This is a genomic window from Streptomyces longisporus (assembly GCF_039532765.1).
Classification (GTDB): Bacteria; Actinomycetota; Actinomycetes; order Streptomycetales; family Streptomycetaceae; genus Streptomyces; species Streptomyces longisporus.
The window spans coordinates 357,285-374,724 of record NZ_BAAASG010000007.1 but is presented as its reverse complement, the minus strand read 5'-3'; the positions used below and the strand labels follow the sequence as shown (position 1 = coordinate 374,724).

The window sequence follows — 17,440 nt, the reverse complement described above, 5'->3', positions numbered from 1 at the left end:
CAAATGTGACACGGCGGGCCAGAACACGATCAAGGGCCCCACCTCACAATGTGAGGCAGGGCCCTCTGACCTGCGACTACGGAGAAGACTCCAGTCGGGACGACAGGATTTGAACCTGCGACCCCCAGGAGTGAGGGTCATAGGTATTACCTGCACATATCAGGTTGAACTAGGGTGCGGGACGTGCGTTCCCGAGCGTATTGTTCAGAGTCGCGAGCACCGTGTGGTCCCCAACTGGTCCCCAGGGCAGGGGTGACAGCGCGGGTATCCGCCTGCTACGGACCAGCCATTGTCGGACGGATCATCGAGCCATTCTCGGATGCTTGTTTCAGTACCGGCAGGTCGTGCGCCCGTCGTTCGTGCTCGCATCGCCCTCGGCAGCAGCGTGAAGCTCGCGAATCGGCCGTCCATCTCCAAGACAGGCTTGCCGCCCCAGGCACAGCCGGTGCGACCCTCGCGCTGATGAACTCCCCTTCCCTGGGGACGGGGAGACCGAGCTGACGCGCAACGCGCCGATGTGAGTCGTAGTCGCCCAAGATGACGATCCCCTCGTTCCGAAGCGCTGAGCGGGATCCGCCGTTTCCGCGGACGCGCTTCATGTAGTCCCGCTGCTGCACCACGGTGCGGACGGTGTTGCGTCCGATCCCGCGCCGTTGGACTCGCCGGAACAACTCGTTGAGCCGGGTCTGACCAGAGCTACGCTCGAAGACCGCTTCCCGGTCGGTGTCGGAGCTGTGCAGGAGGACGTTTTCCGCAAGTTCGGCGTCGCGCCAGAGCCACAGGATCTTGTCGCGATGCGCGCCTTGAGTGTGGCCCTTGGGTCTCGGTTGCCCCCGCTATTGAGCCACTCCTGGTTGACGCGCAGCAATCCGACGCTCCACTTGCCCTGGTAGTCGTTCGGCCGTGGGGACCAACGGAACAGTCAGTAACGCCAAGCACTTGATCTTGGTTGCGTAGCAGGTAGCACCGCAGCTCAAGTCCCGAGCGGTGTTCGCAGTCGTCCCAGGCGATCTCGTTCTTGATGGCGTGGTTGGCGCTGGCGCCGGAGCATACGGAGCAGAGGACGAGGACGGTGACGTGCGAGCAGTACGTCACGTCGGGCAGGTCGCTCCCGTCTGGCGCTTCGTACTGTTCGCAGGCTCGGTCGTTCGTCGGTGCGTCGTGGATCACGGCGAGGGACTGCTCACCTCGCTGCCCTTACCTGCGGCGTGGGCACCCGTTGGTGGGACGGTCGGTCCAAGACCGTCCCGGCCCTGCCCAACTCCCGCTGCACTTCCCACCGCCAAGCCGTTGACCGGGAGAAATACAGAAGTCCGGCTGGATTATCAGGCGTCCTGGGGTGGTGGCACATCGCCGAGTCGCCGTAGGAGGACCACGAGGCGGCCCAGCTCATCGTCGTCGAAGAACCCTGCCAGGTACTCCTGGAGTCGCGCCGCTTTCACCAAGGCTTCGTCCAGGTATGCGCGGCCTTCGTCGGTAAGGGCAACGATGCGGATGCGCCGGTTGGCCGGATCGATGGTCCTGGTGACGAGCCGGCGCCCCTCCAAACGGTCGAGCAATGTGGTGAGGGTGGACCGGTCGATGGCGGTCAGGCCACCGAGTGCCGTCTGGTCGAGCGATCCTCGCTCCTGAAGGACACGGAGCACACCGAACTGCGGCGTGGTGAGGTCGTCGAACTGCTGCTGCCAGATGGCGGTCCATGCCTGAACGCCCCTGCGCAACTGATGCGGAAGGGCATCTTCCGTCTTCAGCTCAATCAGAGGTTCCTCTCCAGTCATGGATCGAGTATATTCAGATCACGGACATTCTGTTAACTGATGGTTGCCTCAGGAGACCACATGCGTCTGATCGTCGGAATGACAGGAGCGACTGGCTCGGTGCTCGGGGTACGGCTGCTTGAGGAACTGCGCCGCCACGCCGACGTGGAGACACACCTGGTAATGACCCGCTGGGCACGGGCAACCATTGAGCTGGAGACCGGACTGGGCGCCCGCGAGGTGGGAAAGCTGGCCGACGTGGTCCACTCCCCCGACGACCAGGGGGCATCGATCTCGTCGGGTTCGTTCCTCACCGACGGGATGATCATCGTCCCGTGCAGCATGAAAACCCTCGCCGGGATACGCACGGGGTACACCGACGGGCTGGTCGCCCGCGCCGCGGACGTCACGCTCAAGGAGCGCCGCAAACTGGTCCTCGTTCCTCGCGAGACCCCTCTGAGCGAGATCCACCTGCACAACATGCTCGCGCTCGCCCGCATGGGCGCCGCGATCGTGCCTCCCATGCCGGCCTTCTACAACCATCCCGCGACCGTGGACGACATCGTCGACCACATCGTGGCGCGGATCTGCGACCAGTTCGGACTTCAGGCAACCCGAGCCCGCCGCTGGGAGGGCATGCGCTCCGCGGCCTCCCGGTCATTGGGCCACCACAACTGAAGGGAACCCCATCGTGAATCATGACAAGGACCTGCGTGGGCACATCGCCGCACTCGAAGCCATCGGCGACCTCAGGCGTGTGCAGCGCGAGGTGAGCTGGGACATGGAGGCCGCTGCCGCCACCAGGCTCTCCTACGAGCGCACTGCGCCCGCGCCGCTCTTCGAGCACGTCACGGGAGTGGCGCCGGGCTTCCGGCTGATGGGTGCGCCCGCCGCGCTCAGCTCCGTGCCCGGCAAGCCACTCGCCCGCGTCGCGCTCTCCCTCGGCCTGCCCCCGGACCTGACCCCCGCACAGCTCGTGGACCGGCTCGCTGCCACCCGGGACCTGCCGCCGGTACCGCCCAAGCTGGTGTCGCGTGAGGAGGCGTCGTGCAAGCAGAACGTGCTCACTGGCGATGACGCGACCCTGGACCGCTTCCCCGTGCCACGCGTACACGAACAGGACGGCGGTCGGTACGCCAACACGTGGGGGATCATCGTCGCGCGCACCCCCGACGGCTCGTGGACCAACTGGTCCATCGCCCGCATCATGATGATCGACGGCAAGCACATGACCGGCCTCGTCATGCCGCCACAGCACATCGGCCTCATTTGGCAGGAGTGGGCGAAGATCGGCGAGCCCATGCCGTATGCGCTCGTCCAGGGCGGCGCCCCGGTGATCCCCTTCGTCGGCGGCATCCAGATCCCGGAAGGCGCCGACGAGGCCGGCTTCATCGGCGCCCTGCAGGGTGATCCCCTCGAAGTCGTGAAGTGTGAACTCTCCGACCTCGAAGTGCCCGCGAGCGCCGAGATCGTCATCGAGGGTCACCTGTCCGTGGAACGAAGCGGCATCGAGGGGCCGTTCGGTGAGTTCGCCGGGTACATCCCCGATGAGACTTCCCACCAGCCCGTATACACCGTCGAGTGCATCACTCACCGCGACAACCCGATCTGGCCGGTCGTCGCCGAGGGGCGCCCGATCGATGAATTCCACACCGTCACGGGAGTCGGCACCGCCGCCGAACTCCTCCACGCCCTGCGCGCTGCCGGACTGCCCATCACCACCGCCTGGTCTCCGCTCCGAGCCGCCTCCCATTGGATGGTCGTCACCGTGCCGGCCGACTGGCGTGATGTACTCCCGGACACCGACTCGCAGGAGTTCGTCCACCGTATCGGCGAGGTCCTGCAGGTCGTCCGCTCCGGGCGGCTCAGCTCCCAGATCTTCGTACTCGACGACGACATCGACCCTGCCGATGACACCGACCTGCTATGGGCCCTGGCCACCCGCATCCACCCCACCCAGCGCGCCGAGACCTGGACCGGCCCCATCCACCCACTCCTGGGCTGCTACCTCGACACCGAACGGGCCACCCTAACCGGACCCGTCGTCGTCCACGACGGCCTCCAGCCCGCGCCGGGCCACGGACGGATGCCCCACAGCTCGTTCGCCCATGCCTACCCGGCACACATCCGCCAGCTCGTCCTCGACCACTGGGACGAAGACTGAAGGAACCCGTGAGGAGGCCGTCGGTCTCCCGAGGAGCAACCGACGGCTCTCGCATACCTCTGTCGTCCCCCGTACCCATTTCGTGGTCCGGCAAGGCCCTCCCTGCCAGTCTCTGGTGAGACGCCCGGCGAGCCGGGTCACCCTCTTCGCGGGAGACAGGAGTCCACCCCGATGACCAGCACGAACAGTCAGCACCCAGGCGGCATTCATCTGCCAGGACTTCGAGGCAGCAGTCCGAGGCCGATCCGCTTGTAAGACCTCAACGAGCGCCAGCCCGAACTCCTCACCGGATTCCTGGCCGGGGCCGGCCTCGAACTCGCCACACCCGTATCAAGCCCGTAGTCAAAAATCAGTACACGGCTGGGTTTGACGTGGTAGCCGGCGAATCGCTGACCGCAGACACCTCGGGGGTGGAGACGCCGTAGGTGTAGGGCTTCAAGGTTGTCATCAGCAACAGGGCGATGACTGTGGCGCCCAGGGCGATCGAGATCGGGAGCGTGTAGCTTCCTGTCGCGTCGAATCCGATACCGATCAGCACGGAGCCGAGGCCCGCTGCCACTACGTTCAATCCCGCACTGACGCCGTAGATCTCGGCGGAGGTCCGCAGACCGAAGTAACGGGTGATCAGATACGGCAGGAGCATGGCGACGGTCGCCATCCCGGTACCCGTCAGGATGACGCCGAGGAGCTGAAGGACGAACGTGGTACCGGAGACCAGGAGCAGAGTCAGCCCGAGGACGGGTAGGAGGTAAAACGCGGTCGCGGTTCGGGGAGACTGAGCACGGTCGGCGACGTACCCGCTCAGGAGCACACCGACCACGACGGACAGGGCCAGAATCGACGCCAGGGTCGTCGCGGTCCCCTCAGAGGTGCCGCGTCCCGTCATCCAGTTCACCAGCACCGTCTGCGCGCCGACCAGGGCTCCGGTCGCCAGAGCGTCGGCCCCTGCGATGGTCCAGAAGATCCGGGAGCGGAAGGCATGCTTGGCGGGGACTCCCGGCTCGGCCGCGTTGGCCGCCTTCTCCACCTCAACCAGTGCCACTTCCGCCGCGTCGACAGGCTTGGTCCGCACGAGGAAGAACGCGGCACTGCCACCGCATACAAGAGCGGCCAGCGCGAACACTTCGTAGGCGGTGCGCCAGCCGTAGTCATTGATGAGCAAACGAGATATTTGCGCGACGATGGACTGCGCCAACTGCGGCGCGGCAGCGATCACCATGCCGAGGAAAAGCGCGCGGCTTGTGCTGTACCAGGACGCCACGACCCGCATAGCCACCACCGGGCCGGCGAGGGCCCCGCTTATACCTATGGCCACCGCAGACAGCCAATAGACGGCTCCGGTAGATTTCATCGTCGACAGCCCGAAGAGGCCCAGTGCGAAGAACGCGACCCCGACGCACAGAGGAGTCTTCACGCCGATCCGGTCGATGATGCGCCCGGCTACCGGGCTCATGACCGCCATCACAATCTGCGAAAGCGTAAAAATCAGCGTAAAGCCCGCTGTTGCCCATCCCAGGGATTCGGATACGGGCTTGAGGAAGACCGAGAAGGACCCCGCGAATATCCCTCCCATACTGAAGGCCATGCAAAGGAATATACCAACCGTCGCGGCTATACGAGCGCTTCGTGACATGCCGCCTCCTGTCTTTGCGTCCCTACGTTCCGGTAGTTCGGTTTCCTTTGACGTGCCGTCCCGGTACCCAGCGGGCCGCGCACGCCGGCAGCTCCGGCGCCTGACTCATTCCTCCACTCCACGAAGCAGTCGCGCCTTGTCGGTTTCGTTCACGCGATGATGACGTTTACTTCCGAATCATTCCTGGCATGTCGGTCAGGAAATGTCATGCACCTATATTTCGGGGTATCCAGAGGATTACAGGCAAGTTACCCGCTTGGGTGCCTGGAGGGTATGCCCCGGATCGCCGGCGAAACCAGACGGCGGATCTCGGTTCTCAGGAGGTGTACGGGCAATCCGACCTCAAGATCGTCAGTCCGTTTTCTGTGAGAACTCGCTGTCTGTGTGGGTGCGTAGGGTTCCGCCGTGACCATGAACGTTGACGGGATGCCATCGGGTTGTTGCAGGAGCTCATGCCGTTCGGGGTGCTGGCTTCGGAGCTGTCCAGGGAGGCAGTTGACGAGGTCGTCGCCGCCAATGGCAGGCAGCCCAGGCGGCGGGATTCCCGGCCGCGTTGGTTGTTCTTGATGGTCAGCAGGTAGTGAGCGCCGCGTTCGTGCAGGTAGGTGGCGTGGTCGCGTGGGGCGTGGAGGGCATCGGCGGTAACGACCACCCCCGCGAGATCCGTGTCGTCGATCTGGTCGATGAGAGGTGCGAACTCGGGGATTTCGTGTCGCCCGCCGCCGCAGCCGTACCCGGTCGGCGCGGGCGGCCGCCCGATGGGCCCGGCGCTGTTCGCGCTCGGTGCCGCCGTCGGGCATCACCGGCTCCGGCCGGCGGGGCTGTGCGGACAGCAGGGGCCGAAGGTATTCGTAACCGGCCGCGCCGATCTCGCCGGGATCGAGCCTGCACAGGACGCTGCGCAGGGTCTTCTCGCTCGGTACCCGGTAGCGGCCCAGGAGTGGGTGGTAGGGCAGGCCGAAGGCGGCCAGTTCCTCCGGCGTCGCACGCCGGCACCACTCCGCCGCCGCGGTGATCGAGTCCTGGCCGGCGAATGTCATCGCGCAGACCACCAGGGCCGGCAGCGAGGAGAGCCGGTACCGCACTCCGCAAGCCCCCCTCGGATCGGTGACCGACTCGAACTCGGCTACCAGGCTGCGGACTTGGTCCTTGGCGGCACCCTCGCCGAGGGCTTCCAGGCAGGGCGCACGAGGCACGTGGACAGCGACAGGGGGTGATGGAGGAACGAACACGGCACCTTCATGGATCTTGCAGCGTAGAGAACTACATGATCCGCAGGTGCCGTGTTCACCTGCTTCCAGGGCCCACCATCGAGATCAACACCCCAGGCCGGGACGATCCAGGCACTCGCCGAAGCCCTGACTCGAACCGCCCTTGTGATCTCTCACCGGATCGAAAACACCACTGGTTGGTCGGTCAAACGATTCGTGAAGACCGCTCGCCGCTACCGCACCATCCAGATCAAGACCGGCGAGCACACCCTCACCGCCGCTGACCCCCTACCCGACGACCTCCGGGCCGCCCTCGACGTGATCCGTACCCGCTCACGAGGGCACTAATTTGAGCCAACTCGGGACCGGCCGGTCGTCGGTGAGCATGCCGAGGAGGTCCAGGGCCGGTCCGCGGTCGAGTTCCGCCCCCGGTAGCCCGACGATCGAACTACGCCCGCGACGCAGGATGTTTACCTATTTTTCAGGATTCAGGTAGTCGTAGATCTCTAGCGCGAGCCCGATCCGGAGCGGGTCATTGGCCAGGTCGGTACCGAGGATGGCCTCGGCCTGCCGGACACGGTAGCCGACGGTGTTCGGGGCGACGTGCAGGACTCGGGCGGCAGCCGTGCGGCTGCGCTCGAATGCCAGGTAGAGCCGCAGCGTCTCGCGTAGCTCCGCCGAGCGGTCGTCGTCCGTGGCCAGCGCACCGAGCCAGCGGTGGACGAACCAGCGGGCGTGTTCGGGGTTCGCCGTGAGCAGGGCGATCACCTCGAGTTCGTCGTGGTCGGCGAGCCACGACGACCGTCGGGTGGAGGCTGCGGCGACGCGGCGGACCTCGAGGGCGCCGAGGTGGCTGCGGCGGAACCCGTCAATGCCTGCGTCGAGCGGGCCGAGGGCGGCTCGGATACCGTGCGGGGCGTCGACGGCGCCGCGCAGCCGCTCGGCGAGCCCCTGCTCCGGCGGCGCGGCCCAGCTCATCCACAGCCACAGCGAGGTCCCGCCGGGGCGCACCACCAGCGGTTGGCCGGTATCCGCGGCGTCGGCGAGGCGGGCCGCGAGCCGGTGGAGGGTGTGGGCGGAGTCGGTCCCCGCCTCGTCCTCGGTCCAGAGCACGGCGGCCCGGTGGTGACGGGACAGGTCGAGGCCGAGCACCAGCTCCGGATCGCGCACCGAGATGGGGACACCCGCGATGATGTCCTCGATGACCTGACGCCTCGTTGCGGCAAGGCTTCCCAGCCACGCCTCCCGCTCCGCGGTGTACTCGGCGCTGAACCGCGCCGTGAACGCCTCCACGTAGGCGAAGGACAGCTCGGTCACCCGGCGCACCTCGCCAGCGAGCTCGTGCAGAGGCAGGGTCTCCTCCAGGAACTCGAGCAGTCGCTCGTAGTGGTGCACGTGCGAGATCCACATCGCGCGGAGCACCCGGTCCAGGGCGACGCCGCGGTGCACGCTGTCGCGGTTGCCGTCGAGCGCCACCTGCGGAGTCGCGACCGCCTCGCCGGGGGTGTCGGCGTGCAGGGCGATGAGGATGGTGAGGATACAGGCCTCCGCGGGCCGTCGGACGGTGTCGATGGAGGTGGAACCGGCCAGCTCCGGCACGAGCTCGACGACTCGCAGCTCCGCCTCCCTGGCCACCTGTGCGGCCCACCCGACCGGGCCCGGTCCGAGCACCTCCCGGGCAGCGGTCACCGTCGGCGCCGGGCAGCAGGGCGTCACCGGCGGTTCCGTGGGCCCGGTCCGAAGATCGAGCACCCATCGTGCGGCCACCGGCTCCTCCTCGAGCGGTTCCCGTTGTGGTTGCCACCACAAACACCGGGCGCTTCATTGTCGTCCGGGACCAAGTGCGTGCAGGGGCCAAGCCGCTTGACTCTATCCAACGAGACCGGGCCGGGCCGCGACCGGACGCCCGCCCCGCTTCGCCGCCCCTCGACGGGGTCCCCGACGCAGTGGAAGGAATGCAGGATGCAGCAGATCAGATTTCCGCAGAACGAGTTCCAGAGCTTCGAGGCACCCATGCGCGCGGAGATCGACATCCGAGGACTGGAAGTAGTTCAGGGCGAGGTTCCGGAGCATCTCGACGGCGGCTTCTACCGACTGCTCGGCGATCGCCAGTGGCCTTCCTTCACCGAAAACGACATCTTCCTGCTGAACGAAGATGGCATGGCCTCATGCCTGCGCATCTCGAACGGCCGCGTGGACTTCCGGACACGGTATGTCAGAACTCCGCGATTCGTTGCCGAGGAGCAGGCCGGCCGGGCACTTTTCGGCGCGTACCGCAACCCGTTCACCGACGACCCGTCAGTGCAAGGCGTCCGCCGCGGAACAGCCAACGTGACCATGCTCTCGCACGCCGGCAAGTTCTTCGCCCTCAAGGAGGACAGCCCGCCGGTCGAGATGGATCCCTTCACCCTGGAGACGATCGGGGAGTACACCTTCGGCGGAGACTTCACGTCCGAAGCCTGCACCGCCCATCCGAAGATCGACCCGCGCACCGGCGAACTGGTGTTCTTCGGCTACTGCGCGAAAGGCCCGGCCACGAAAGATATCGCATACTACGAGGCGGACCGGACCGGGAAGATCATCCACGAGACCTGGTTCGAAGCGCCATACACCTGCATGGTGCACGACATCATGGTGACCCAAAACTACGTGGTGTTCCCTATTACGCCGCTGCGTCACGAATACGAATGGCTGGAGAAGCGCGAGCCGGCGTTCAAGTACGACACCGGCGAGCAGGTGCACCTTGGTGTACTGCCGCGCAAGGGCACCGCAGATCAGATTCGCTGGTTCGTCGGCCCCAACCAGTGTCACGGGCACACCGTGGGCGCCTATGACGACGGCCGCTACATCTACGCCGACAACACGCTGAGTGTCCGCAGCTTCTTCCCGTTCTTCCCCAACGTCGACGGTTCGCCCTTCGACCCGGAAGACACAAAACCCTACATGAAGCGCTGGGTCATCGACATGGGTAGCGAGGGCGACACTTTCACGGAGCGTCAGCTGCTGCAGTATCCCTGCGAACTCCCGCGCATCGATACCCGTTTCGAGACCCAGCCCTACAGCTTCTGTGCGCTGAACCTTCTCGATGTGCCCGGTCAGGATCGGGTCGGCGGCGGGTGGCAGTGGATCGCGACCATGGATGTCACCGGAAAGAAGCCGACCCGGATTCGCTATGCTGGCCACAACTGCTCGATCAGCGAGCCCCAGTTCGTTCCGGCGCACGACGGGGCTGCCGAAGGCGAAGGCTATGTCCTCGTTGTCGTCGGACGACACGAGGAAATGCGCAGCGAGTTCCTGATCCTCGACGCGCAGAATATCGACGGCCCGCCGATCGCGACCGTGGCCCTGCCGATGCGCGTGCGCAGCACGGGCCACGGATTTTGGTACGGGAAGCGTCAACTGATGGGCGAGACGCATCTTCTCGGGGCGAACTGACATGTCGCGCCTCGCCGGAAAAGTTGCGCTCGTCACCGGTGCCAGCCGGGGTATCGGCCGCGCCATCGCCTGTCGCCTCGCCGCCGATGGCGCCTTCGTCGTCATCCACTACGGGAAAAGTGAAGAAGGCGCCCGAGAAACACTCGCCATGATAGAAGCGGAAGGCGGGAGTGGCTGCATCGTACAGGCCGATCTCGGCAAGCCAGCTCAGTCCGTCATTCCCATGTTCGAGGCTATCGACGGTGAGTTGATGGGGCGGCAGTCCGGCAAGGACCTGGACATCTTGGTCAACAACGCCGGGCAGATGGTTATCGGAACCATCGAAACCATTACCGAAGCACAGTTCGACGATGCCTTCACTGTGGATGTGAAGGCGCCATTCTTCATCACCCAGGCTGCGCTGGCGCGGTTGCGCGACGGCGGGCGCATCATCAACATCTCGTCCGGCACCGCGCGTGTCGTCAATCCCGGGGTGATCGCCTACGCCATGGCGAAAGGTGGGCTCGAGGTCTTCAGTAAGACCCTGGCACTGCATCTCGGTCAGCGCCAGATCACCGTTAACACGGTGGCCCCCGGGCCAACGGGCACCGAGGAGTTTCTGAGAATGTCGGCGGGTGACCCCGGTTTCGTGAAGCAGGCAGCAGCGCAATCCGCCCTGGGGCGTATCGGCACGCCCGAGGAGATCGCAGACATCGTGGCCTTCGTCGCGAGTGGTGAATCCAGTTGGATCACCGGACAAGTCATCGACGCGACCGGTGGAACCTTCCTCGGGTAGGCGGCGATTAGGTGGAGCGTGGTGCAATGACTGAACCGTCGCAGCCTGGTTGGACAGGAGCTGGCACGTGTCAATGCTCGGAGCTGACCCGTTGCTCGGCCGCGATCCGTTCGCGCCCGACGCGGTATCCGGGGCGGTCGCCGCATTCAATTCGGCTCTGGCCGAGCGCCGCAAGGGCCTTCCCGGCCTGCGGGAACTAGTGGCAAGGCCGTGTAGTCAAGGCGTGAGGCGGTGGGTCAACCCCTTGAAATAGGGAACGGAGTTCCGGCTGGAACGGGGCTGGAACGGTGCCGACCAAGATCAACCGTGAGCAAGAACTCCGTTGGGTACCCAGTGAGTCTTTCCCCGTGAGCATCCGTCCCTCGTTGTGATCGCGATGCTGACGCTGCGGCCCGGTGGTCTCCAAGTCCGGGCAGGCGTAAGGCCCCTGGTGGAAACGGTCTTGCGACAGATTGCTCTGACCGAGGGGCCTCACGTGTCGACCAGTGTCACATATACCGCCGTGCTCGATGTGAAGCGGTCCACCGCCGAGCACCTGGCCGGCCTCCTGCGCGGCCACCGGATCGCGGCCGGGACCCGCAAGAGACGACGCGCCCTGGGCTGCTTCAAGCAGGCCGTGCTCGTGCTGCGCTGGTTCCTCGGCGGCACCCGACTGGCCCAACTCGCCCGCGACAACGGGGTGTCGGTCTCCACCGCCTACCGCTGCCTGCACGAGGGGCTGACCGTCCTGGCGGCCGGGGCACCGGACCCCGCCACCGCGCTGGATCGCGCGAAAGCGGCCGGGCTGACACACCTGAACCTCGACGACACCGTCATCCGCACCGACCGCGTCGCCGCCCCCGGCCCGGGCGGCGCGGACCTGTGGTGGTCCGGAAAACACCAGCACCACGACGGAAACGTACAGGTCATCGCCACGCCGGACGGCTGGCCGATCTGGGTCACACCGGTCCGCCCGGGCCGGGAGCACGACACCACCGGCGCCCGCCACCACGGCCTGATCGACGCCCTCAACCGGATCGCCGCCGAACTGGACATGCCGACCCTGGTCGACCTCGGCTACGAGAACGCCGGCGACGGCTTCCGCCATCCGCACAAAAAGCCCGCCGGAGGCGAGCTGACCGAGGCCCAGCAGACCTACAACAAGGTCATCCGCGGCATCCCCGGCGTCTGCGAGCGCGCCAACTCCCTGCTCAAGACGACCTTCAAGGCACTGCGCCGGGTCAGCCTCGACCCCAGCCGCATCACGAAGATCGCCGCCGCAGCCCTCGTCCTGCTCCAACTCGAGTACGACCGCACCACTTGAACGATCACAGAACGTCACGATCCGTTACCGGCAAAGGCTCATTCAACAAGGAGAGGCACATCATGACCGCTCCGATGCGCGCGCAGCAGCGCACGGCACCATTCATTTCGATCGCGCCTCCGGAGCCCGATCTGTCCCCAGGGGCACTGATCCTGCGTGCCGAGGAGATGCTCGGGCAGCTTCGCGACCGCCAGGCGGAGACGGAGGCGGCGGGAAACGTCCTGGCGGAGACCAACCGGGTCATGGTGGAGGCGGGCTTGTACCGTGTGATCCAGCCGCGTCTGTTCGGTGGCTACGGCTTCGACCTGCCGACCTTTGTCCGCCTTGTCACGGCGGTGGCGCGGGGCTGTCCGGAAACCGCCTGGGTGCTCTCCATCGTGTCGGGACACGTGCATCAGCTTGCTACTTTCCCCCTTGATGCCCAGCGGGAGGCGTACGGCGCCCTCGGTGATTTCCGAGCGCCGGAGGTGGCCGCCCCGCAGGGGACCGGTGTGGCGGTGCCGGGAGGCTTTCGGGTGAGCGGTGCGTGGGACTACGCATCGGGGTGCGCTCACGCCACGCACATCCTGCTGACATTCCTGGTCGACGACCCCCGGCCGGGTGACTCGCCCTTGCGGATGGGGCTGTTCGAACGCGCCGACTACGAGATCGTGCGGAACTGGGACGTGATCGGTATGCAGGGCACCGGGTCCAACCGCGTCGTGATGAACGAGGTCTTCGTGCCGGCGCACCGGACCAAGCCGTACCCGCAGACAGCGGCGATGCCCCCTGCCGAGGTCTACCGCGACAGTTCGCTCTTCTACGGCCCCGCTCGGCCCTTCGTCATCACCGAGTCCGTCGCAGTGATCGTCGGTGCCGCAGAAGGCGCGCTCGATGTCTACGAGGAGACCTTCCGGGCGCGGAAGGCGACCGGCCCGACCGGGGCCTCACGTGCCGATCTGGCCGAGTACCAGTTCAACTTCGGACGTTGCCGCGCCCTGGTCGATACGGCGCGAGCCGCGCTGCTGCACACCGCGGCCGACTACATGGAGATCGCGGATCGCACGTTCACGACAGGCGAACCATGTCCGGAAGACGACAGCCGGCGCCTGGCGATGGTCATGCTGCAAAGCGTCCATCTCGCGCACGAGGCAGTCGACATCATGTTCCGGACGGTGGGCTCTTCGGCGGCGAGGAAGGATGCGTTGCTGGGCCGGTACTGGCGCAATGTCGGCGTGCTGCGCGGCCATCTCGCGCATCAGTCCGACAGCGCTGCGCTCAACTATGGTCGCGTTCATTTCGATCACTCCCCTGTAGGTATATCGTGATGGACTCAAGTGACCTGACCGGCCTTCTCGCCGACTATCTGTCCGCACTGTCCAGTGGCGCACCTGAGGCGCTCGGATTCCATACTGACTTCCGCAGCACCGAGAACGGTGCACTCGTGGAGATCGGCCACGGACTGTGGCGTCGGGCGCCGCAATTCGGAGGGATCAACAGCTTCGCCGATCCGCTCACCGGCCAGGCGGTGTGCATGGGCGTGGTCACATTCGAAGGCGGCCGACCCCAGCCTTTCGCGCAACGTATTCAGGTGCGTGGACAGCTGATCCTCGAAGCCGAAGCGATCGTCAGTTCCGATTCTCATGGGCATTTCGCCGACGCCGCACACCTTCTGAAGCCCGACATCATTTATTCGGCAGTAGTTCCGGCCGACCGCCGCGTCGATCGAGAGGGACTGCGCGCAGCGGCCAATTCATATTGGGAGGGATTGGAGCAGAGCGATGGGATGATTCCGTGCTTCAACTACCGGTGCGACAAGTTCGACAACGGCGCCAAGACGACGAATACCTTGCGTACGCTTCTGTCGCCCGACGCCAAGGTTCACAGTTGCGCGTCCGCGCTCAACGACACCCGTGCGGCGCGCCCGCACGCCCGTGAGCGCCGGTTTCCGGTGCTCGACACGGAGTTGGGCGTGGCGGCGAGCTTTGTGGTGGTCGACTTTCACCCCATCCCGGACCACCCGCGGCCCGACGCTGGAGCCATGTACATGCTGGGAGTTTTCAAGGTGGTGGATGGTGAGATTCGGATCATCGACGAGATCCGGGAGATCCTTCCCTTGAAGGCGTCCTCGGGTTGGTCGCGGCAGGATGGAGATAGTGGCAGTGAGTTGTCCTGCTCACCGACGAGGAACGGGTGGAGAACACGACGATGATGATCTGTGTTTCCCGTGCCCGGTCACCCAGGCTCGTTCTTGATCTGTGATGGGAACTGGGGTCAGGGAGTCCGGAGGGCGCTCGCCAGGAGGATGGACGCGGCCGATGGCCAGGCGCAGCACAGCCGGTCGATCGCGCGCAACGGGGCAGGCACGTCGTGGTACCGCGCCCCGCCCACGGTGATCCCGCGGGGCGCAATGGCAGGAGATACGCGAGCGCACGGCCAGGGACGCTTCGACCTCACGAATGTCGTCCCTCAGGCAACGCTTGAACACCTGGGCGCGGCCGTTTCCAAGTCCCCGTTTGACCTTGTGCCAGCCGACGCTACTCGCGGCGTGCGGGTCCGCACGCGGTGACAAATGAAATTCAACCCGCCGCCCAACTGGCCGAACCCACCCGAAGGGTGAACTCCGCCCGCAGGATGGACTCCGCCCGCCTCTTGCCTCCCACCGCCTGATGGATGGCCCTTGTGGCTGCCTGACCACGAGGGCCCCCAGAATGCCGCAGATGGCAATGAACCAGAGGTAGCTTCCCCCCGTCTCAGTGCCAGCCCGTTCGCCGACGCGGAGAAGACCGACATCGAAGTGTGGCTCACGTTCGCAGACGAGCATCTCCAGCGCCTCACCGAGACCAGTGCAGCCCCGAAACTCCCCGCGCCCCCAAGCCCAGACCCGCAGACGTGGAGCCGTTCCTCCACGGCTGGAGCCCGTATGACCCCAGCCCCTGCTGAACCGCACCCTCACCAAGAGACGGCAAAGGAGGGCTTCCAGCAGGGAGCAGAGGGAGCAGATGGCTGTCCGTCACCTGCAAGAGCAGTCACCTGACGGGCCATCAGTACGTGCGTCAAACATGCGCCGCATGCGTCAAGATATCGCCCGTAACGCCCACAGCGTGCATAACGCACACCACCCGAACCGGCAGGTCAGGAGCCCTTTGCCGCAGGCTCATGGATCGCCACGCATTCAACATGGTGCGTCACCGGAAACACATAAACGACTCCGCGAGCCACCCGCTCTGCGCCTTACCGTCCACTCCGGGGCGCACCTTGACCGGGTCAAGGTGCGCCACAACCCCTGTCAAGCGCCCTGGTCCCCAAGTGGTCCCCAAGAATGATCAAGGGGCCGTTTCAGATCTCCTCTGAAACGGCCCCTGACCTGCGACTTCGCAAAGTCGGGACGACAGGATTTGAACCTGCGACCCCTTGACCCCCAGTCAAGTGCGCTACCAAGCTGCGCCACGTCCCGGTGCGCTTCCCGCGGTGAACCGCGTGATCGCGCGGACAGCACTTTACCCCACGTGCGGGGTGGTGCCGAAGCGGACCGGAGGCGCGGGACAATCGGGCCTATGGGCAGTACGGGACGCAGGAGCAGCGCGCCCTCGGGCCGGGTGGCCGGGGCGCGGGACCGGGACGGCGAGGGGCGGGCGCGCAACGCCCGGCCGCGGGACGGGCTCGGACGGCCGCTGCCGTACGGTGCGGACGGAGTGGCCCGGCAGCCCGAGGGCGTGGTGCGCACCCCGGAGCAGAGCGTCGTAGAGGCGCAGGAACTGCTGGATGCCGGCAAGCCCTTCCATGCGCATGAGGTGTTCGAGGACGCGTGGAAGTCGGGGCCGCAGGAGGAGCGGGAGCTGTGGCGGGGGCTGGCGCAGCTCGCCGTGGGGCTCACGCATGCCGCTCGGGGGAATGTCACCGGCGGCGCCCGGCTGCTGCGGCGGGGTGCCGGGGCCGTGGAGCAGTGGGCGGCGGAATCGGGGCGGCAGCGGCCGTACGGGATGGATCTGGTGGGGGTGGCCGGCTGGGGGCGTGAGCTGGCGGACGACGTGGAGGGCGGGGACGGGGCCGTCGACGCCGGGGCGCGGGCGCCGCGGTTGCGTGGGCGCACCGTGTAGGGCCGGTGGGGCTGCGGCCGTCCGTACCCGCTCGGTAGGGATGCGGTGTACGGACTGTCAGTGGGGTGCGGCAGACTCGGGGTGTGCGAAAGATTCATGTCATCGGTATCGGCGCGGGCGACCCCGACCAGCTCACCCTGCAGGCGGTCAGGGCGCTGCGGAGCACCGACGTGTTCTTCATTCTCGAGAAGGGTGAGGTGAAGGACGACCTCACCCGCCTCCGCCGGGACATGCTCGACGCGCACATACCGGACGGGGCGTCATACCGGGTGGTCGAGGCGCGGGATCCGGAGCGGGACCGGAAGGCGGGCGGTGCGGCCTACTCGCCCGCCGTCGGGGACTGGCGCAGTGCCCGTGCCGACATCTACGAGCGGCTGATCGCCGAGGAGCTGGGCGAGGACGAGAGCGGCGCGTTCCTGGTGTGGGGGGATCCGGCGTTGTACGACAGCACCATCGGGATCCTGGAGGAGGTCCGGGAGCGGGGGGGCGTCGAGTTCGACTACGACGTCGTGCCGGGCATCAGCAGTGTCTCCGCGCTGGTCGCCCGGCATCGCACCGGGCTGAACCGGGTGGGCCGGCCCGTCCAGATCACCACCGGGCGACGGCTCGCCGAGGGTTTCCCGGAGGGGGTGGACGACGTGGTCGTGATGCTGGACGCCCACCAGACCTTCCGGCAGTACGCCGACGAGGACATCGACATCTACTGGGGCGCGTACATCGGCACTCCGGACGAGATCCTCGCCTCCGGGCCGATCGGTGAGGCCGCGCCGCGGATCGAGCGGCTGCGGGCCGAGGCCCGGGAACGCAAGGGATGGATCATGGACACATATCTGCTGCGCAGGCATCCCGGGGACCAGTAGGCATGCTGCTCTCCCACAAGGGGGCGGGTGACCGGGAGGCCGCCGTCACCAGCAAGGCGTGGGGCAACCGGCGGGAGGCACGGGTCCGGGAGGGCGCGGGCCGCCGCACCGCAACCGACCTGCGGGCGGCGATGGACTCCATCGCCAAGCGCCTCCTGGTCGGGGACCTGAGCACCGGTCTGCCCCAGCGGTCACGGGAGACGATCACCGCCGCTGCCTGAAA

13 protein-coding genes, 1 tRNA gene and 3 pseudogenes are annotated in these 17,440 nt (G+C 66.5%); 11 read left to right on the top strand and 6 right to left on the bottom strand.

Annotated elements, in window-relative coordinates:
- Nucleotides 1-275: 275 nt before the first annotated feature.
- Nucleotides 276-922: pseudogene (locus ABD355_RS13355) on the bottom strand (NaeI family type II restriction endonuclease).
- Nucleotides 923-1,325: 403 nt separating this feature from the next.
- Nucleotides 1,326-1,778: a MarR family transcriptional regulator gene (locus ABD355_RS13350; RefSeq protein WP_344400445.1), complete on the bottom strand. Its 453-nt coding sequence runs from the start codon at nucleotides 1,776-1,778 to the stop codon at nucleotides 1,326-1,328.
- A 60-nt stretch (nucleotides 1,779-1,838) separates the two neighbouring features.
- On the opposite strand from ABD355_RS13350, the gene ABD355_RS13345 reads away from it, so the two are divergent.
- A complete protein-coding gene (locus ABD355_RS13345; protein ID WP_344400444.1) occupies nucleotides 1,839-2,435 on the top strand; it encodes a non-oxidative hydroxyarylic acid decarboxylases subunit B in 597 nt (198 codons plus the stop codon).
- A 13-nt stretch (nucleotides 2,436-2,448) separates the two neighbouring features.
- Complete coding sequence (locus tag ABD355_RS13340; RefSeq protein ID WP_344400443.1) at nucleotides 2,449-3,921, top strand: UbiD family decarboxylase; 1,473 nt, start codon at nucleotides 2,449-2,451, stop codon at nucleotides 3,919-3,921.
- Between the two features lie 349 nt (nucleotides 3,922-4,270).
- On the opposite strand, the gene ABD355_RS13335 is transcribed toward ABD355_RS13340, so the two are convergent.
- Both ABD355_RS13335 and ABD355_RS13330 read right to left on the bottom strand, forming a co-directional pair.
- Complete coding sequence (locus tag ABD355_RS13335; protein WP_344400442.1) at nucleotides 4,271-5,506, bottom strand: MFS transporter; 1,236 nt, start codon at nucleotides 5,504-5,506, stop codon at nucleotides 4,271-4,273.
- A 565-nt stretch (nucleotides 5,507-6,071) separates the two neighbouring features.
- Nucleotides 6,072-6,786, bottom strand: a pseudogene (locus ABD355_RS13330) (transposase family protein); the annotation flags it as partial.
- Between the two features lie 138 nt (nucleotides 6,787-6,924).
- Between ABD355_RS13330 and ABD355_RS13325 the strand changes: the two are divergent.
- A pseudogene (locus ABD355_RS13325) lies at nucleotides 6,925-7,113 on the top strand (IS1634 family transposase); the annotation flags it as partial.
- 126 nt (nucleotides 7,114-7,239) lie between these two features.
- Here the strand turns inward: ABD355_RS13325 and ABD355_RS13320 are convergent.
- Nucleotides 7,240-8,532, bottom strand: a complete 1,293-nt coding sequence (locus ABD355_RS13320) for a PucR family transcriptional regulator (RefSeq protein ID WP_344400440.1) — start codon at nucleotides 8,530-8,532, stop codon at nucleotides 7,240-7,242.
- Between the two features lie 195 nt (nucleotides 8,533-8,727).
- Between ABD355_RS13320 and ABD355_RS13315 the strand changes: the two genes are divergently transcribed.
- The 5 genes from ABD355_RS13315 (at nucleotide 8,728) to ABD355_RS13295 (ending at nucleotide 14,469) form a co-directional block, all read left to right on the top strand.
- The gene (locus ABD355_RS13315; protein ID WP_344400439.1) at nucleotides 8,728-10,200 is read left to right on the top strand and encodes a carotenoid oxygenase family protein; all 1,473 of its coding nucleotides are present in this window, start codon (nucleotides 8,728-8,730) and stop codon (nucleotides 10,198-10,200) included.
- A gap of 1 nt (nucleotide 10,201) precedes the next feature.
- Entirely contained in the window at nucleotides 10,202-10,975 is a 774-nt protein-coding gene (locus ABD355_RS13310; RefSeq protein WP_344400438.1) for an SDR family oxidoreductase, read from the top strand.
- Nucleotides 10,976-11,450: 475 nt separating this feature from the next.
- Complete coding sequence (locus tag ABD355_RS13305) at nucleotides 11,451-12,278, top strand: HARBI1 family protein (protein WP_344400437.1); 828 nt, start codon at nucleotides 11,451-11,453, stop codon at nucleotides 12,276-12,278.
- A 62-nt stretch (nucleotides 12,279-12,340) separates the two neighbouring features.
- On the top strand, nucleotides 12,341-13,585 hold the full coding sequence (locus ABD355_RS13300; protein WP_344400436.1) for an acyl-CoA dehydrogenase family protein: 1,245 nt from the start codon (nucleotides 12,341-12,343) through the stop codon (nucleotides 13,583-13,585).
- The gene (locus ABD355_RS13295; RefSeq protein WP_344400435.1) at nucleotides 13,585-14,469 is read left to right on the top strand and encodes a DUF8021 domain-containing protein; all 885 of its coding nucleotides are present in this window, start codon (nucleotides 13,585-13,587) and stop codon (nucleotides 14,467-14,469) included. The genes ABD355_RS13300 and ABD355_RS13295 overlap by 1 nt, the downstream gene beginning before the upstream one ends.
- A 1,171-nt stretch (nucleotides 14,470-15,640) precedes the next feature.
- Here ABD355_RS13295 and ABD355_RS13290 read toward each other — a convergent pair.
- Nucleotides 15,641-15,714: transfer RNA gene (locus ABD355_RS13290), tRNA-Pro, on the bottom strand.
- 100 nt (nucleotides 15,715-15,814) lie between these two features.
- Here ABD355_RS13290 and ABD355_RS13285 point away from each other — a divergent pair.
- The 3 genes from ABD355_RS13285 to ABD355_RS13275 all read left to right on the top strand — a co-directional run bounded on the left by ABD355_RS13285 (nucleotide 15,815) and on the right by ABD355_RS13275 (nucleotide 17,438).
- Nucleotides 15,815-16,357: a DUF309 domain-containing protein gene (locus ABD355_RS13285; RefSeq protein ID WP_344400434.1), complete on the top strand. Its 543-nt coding sequence runs from the start codon at nucleotides 15,815-15,817 to the stop codon at nucleotides 16,355-16,357.
- Nucleotides 16,358-16,440: 83 nt separating this feature from the next.
- Nucleotides 16,441-17,217, top strand: a complete 777-nt coding sequence (gene cobF, locus ABD355_RS13280; RefSeq protein ID WP_344400433.1) for a precorrin-6A synthase (deacetylating) — start codon at nucleotides 16,441-16,443, stop codon at nucleotides 17,215-17,217.
- Between the two features lie 2 nt (nucleotides 17,218-17,219).
- Nucleotides 17,220-17,438, top strand: coding sequence for a hypothetical protein (locus ABD355_RS13275; protein ID WP_344400432.1), 219 nt, complete (start codon nucleotides 17,220-17,222; stop codon nucleotides 17,436-17,438).
- The last annotated feature ends 2 nt before the right edge of the window (nucleotides 17,439-17,440 follow it).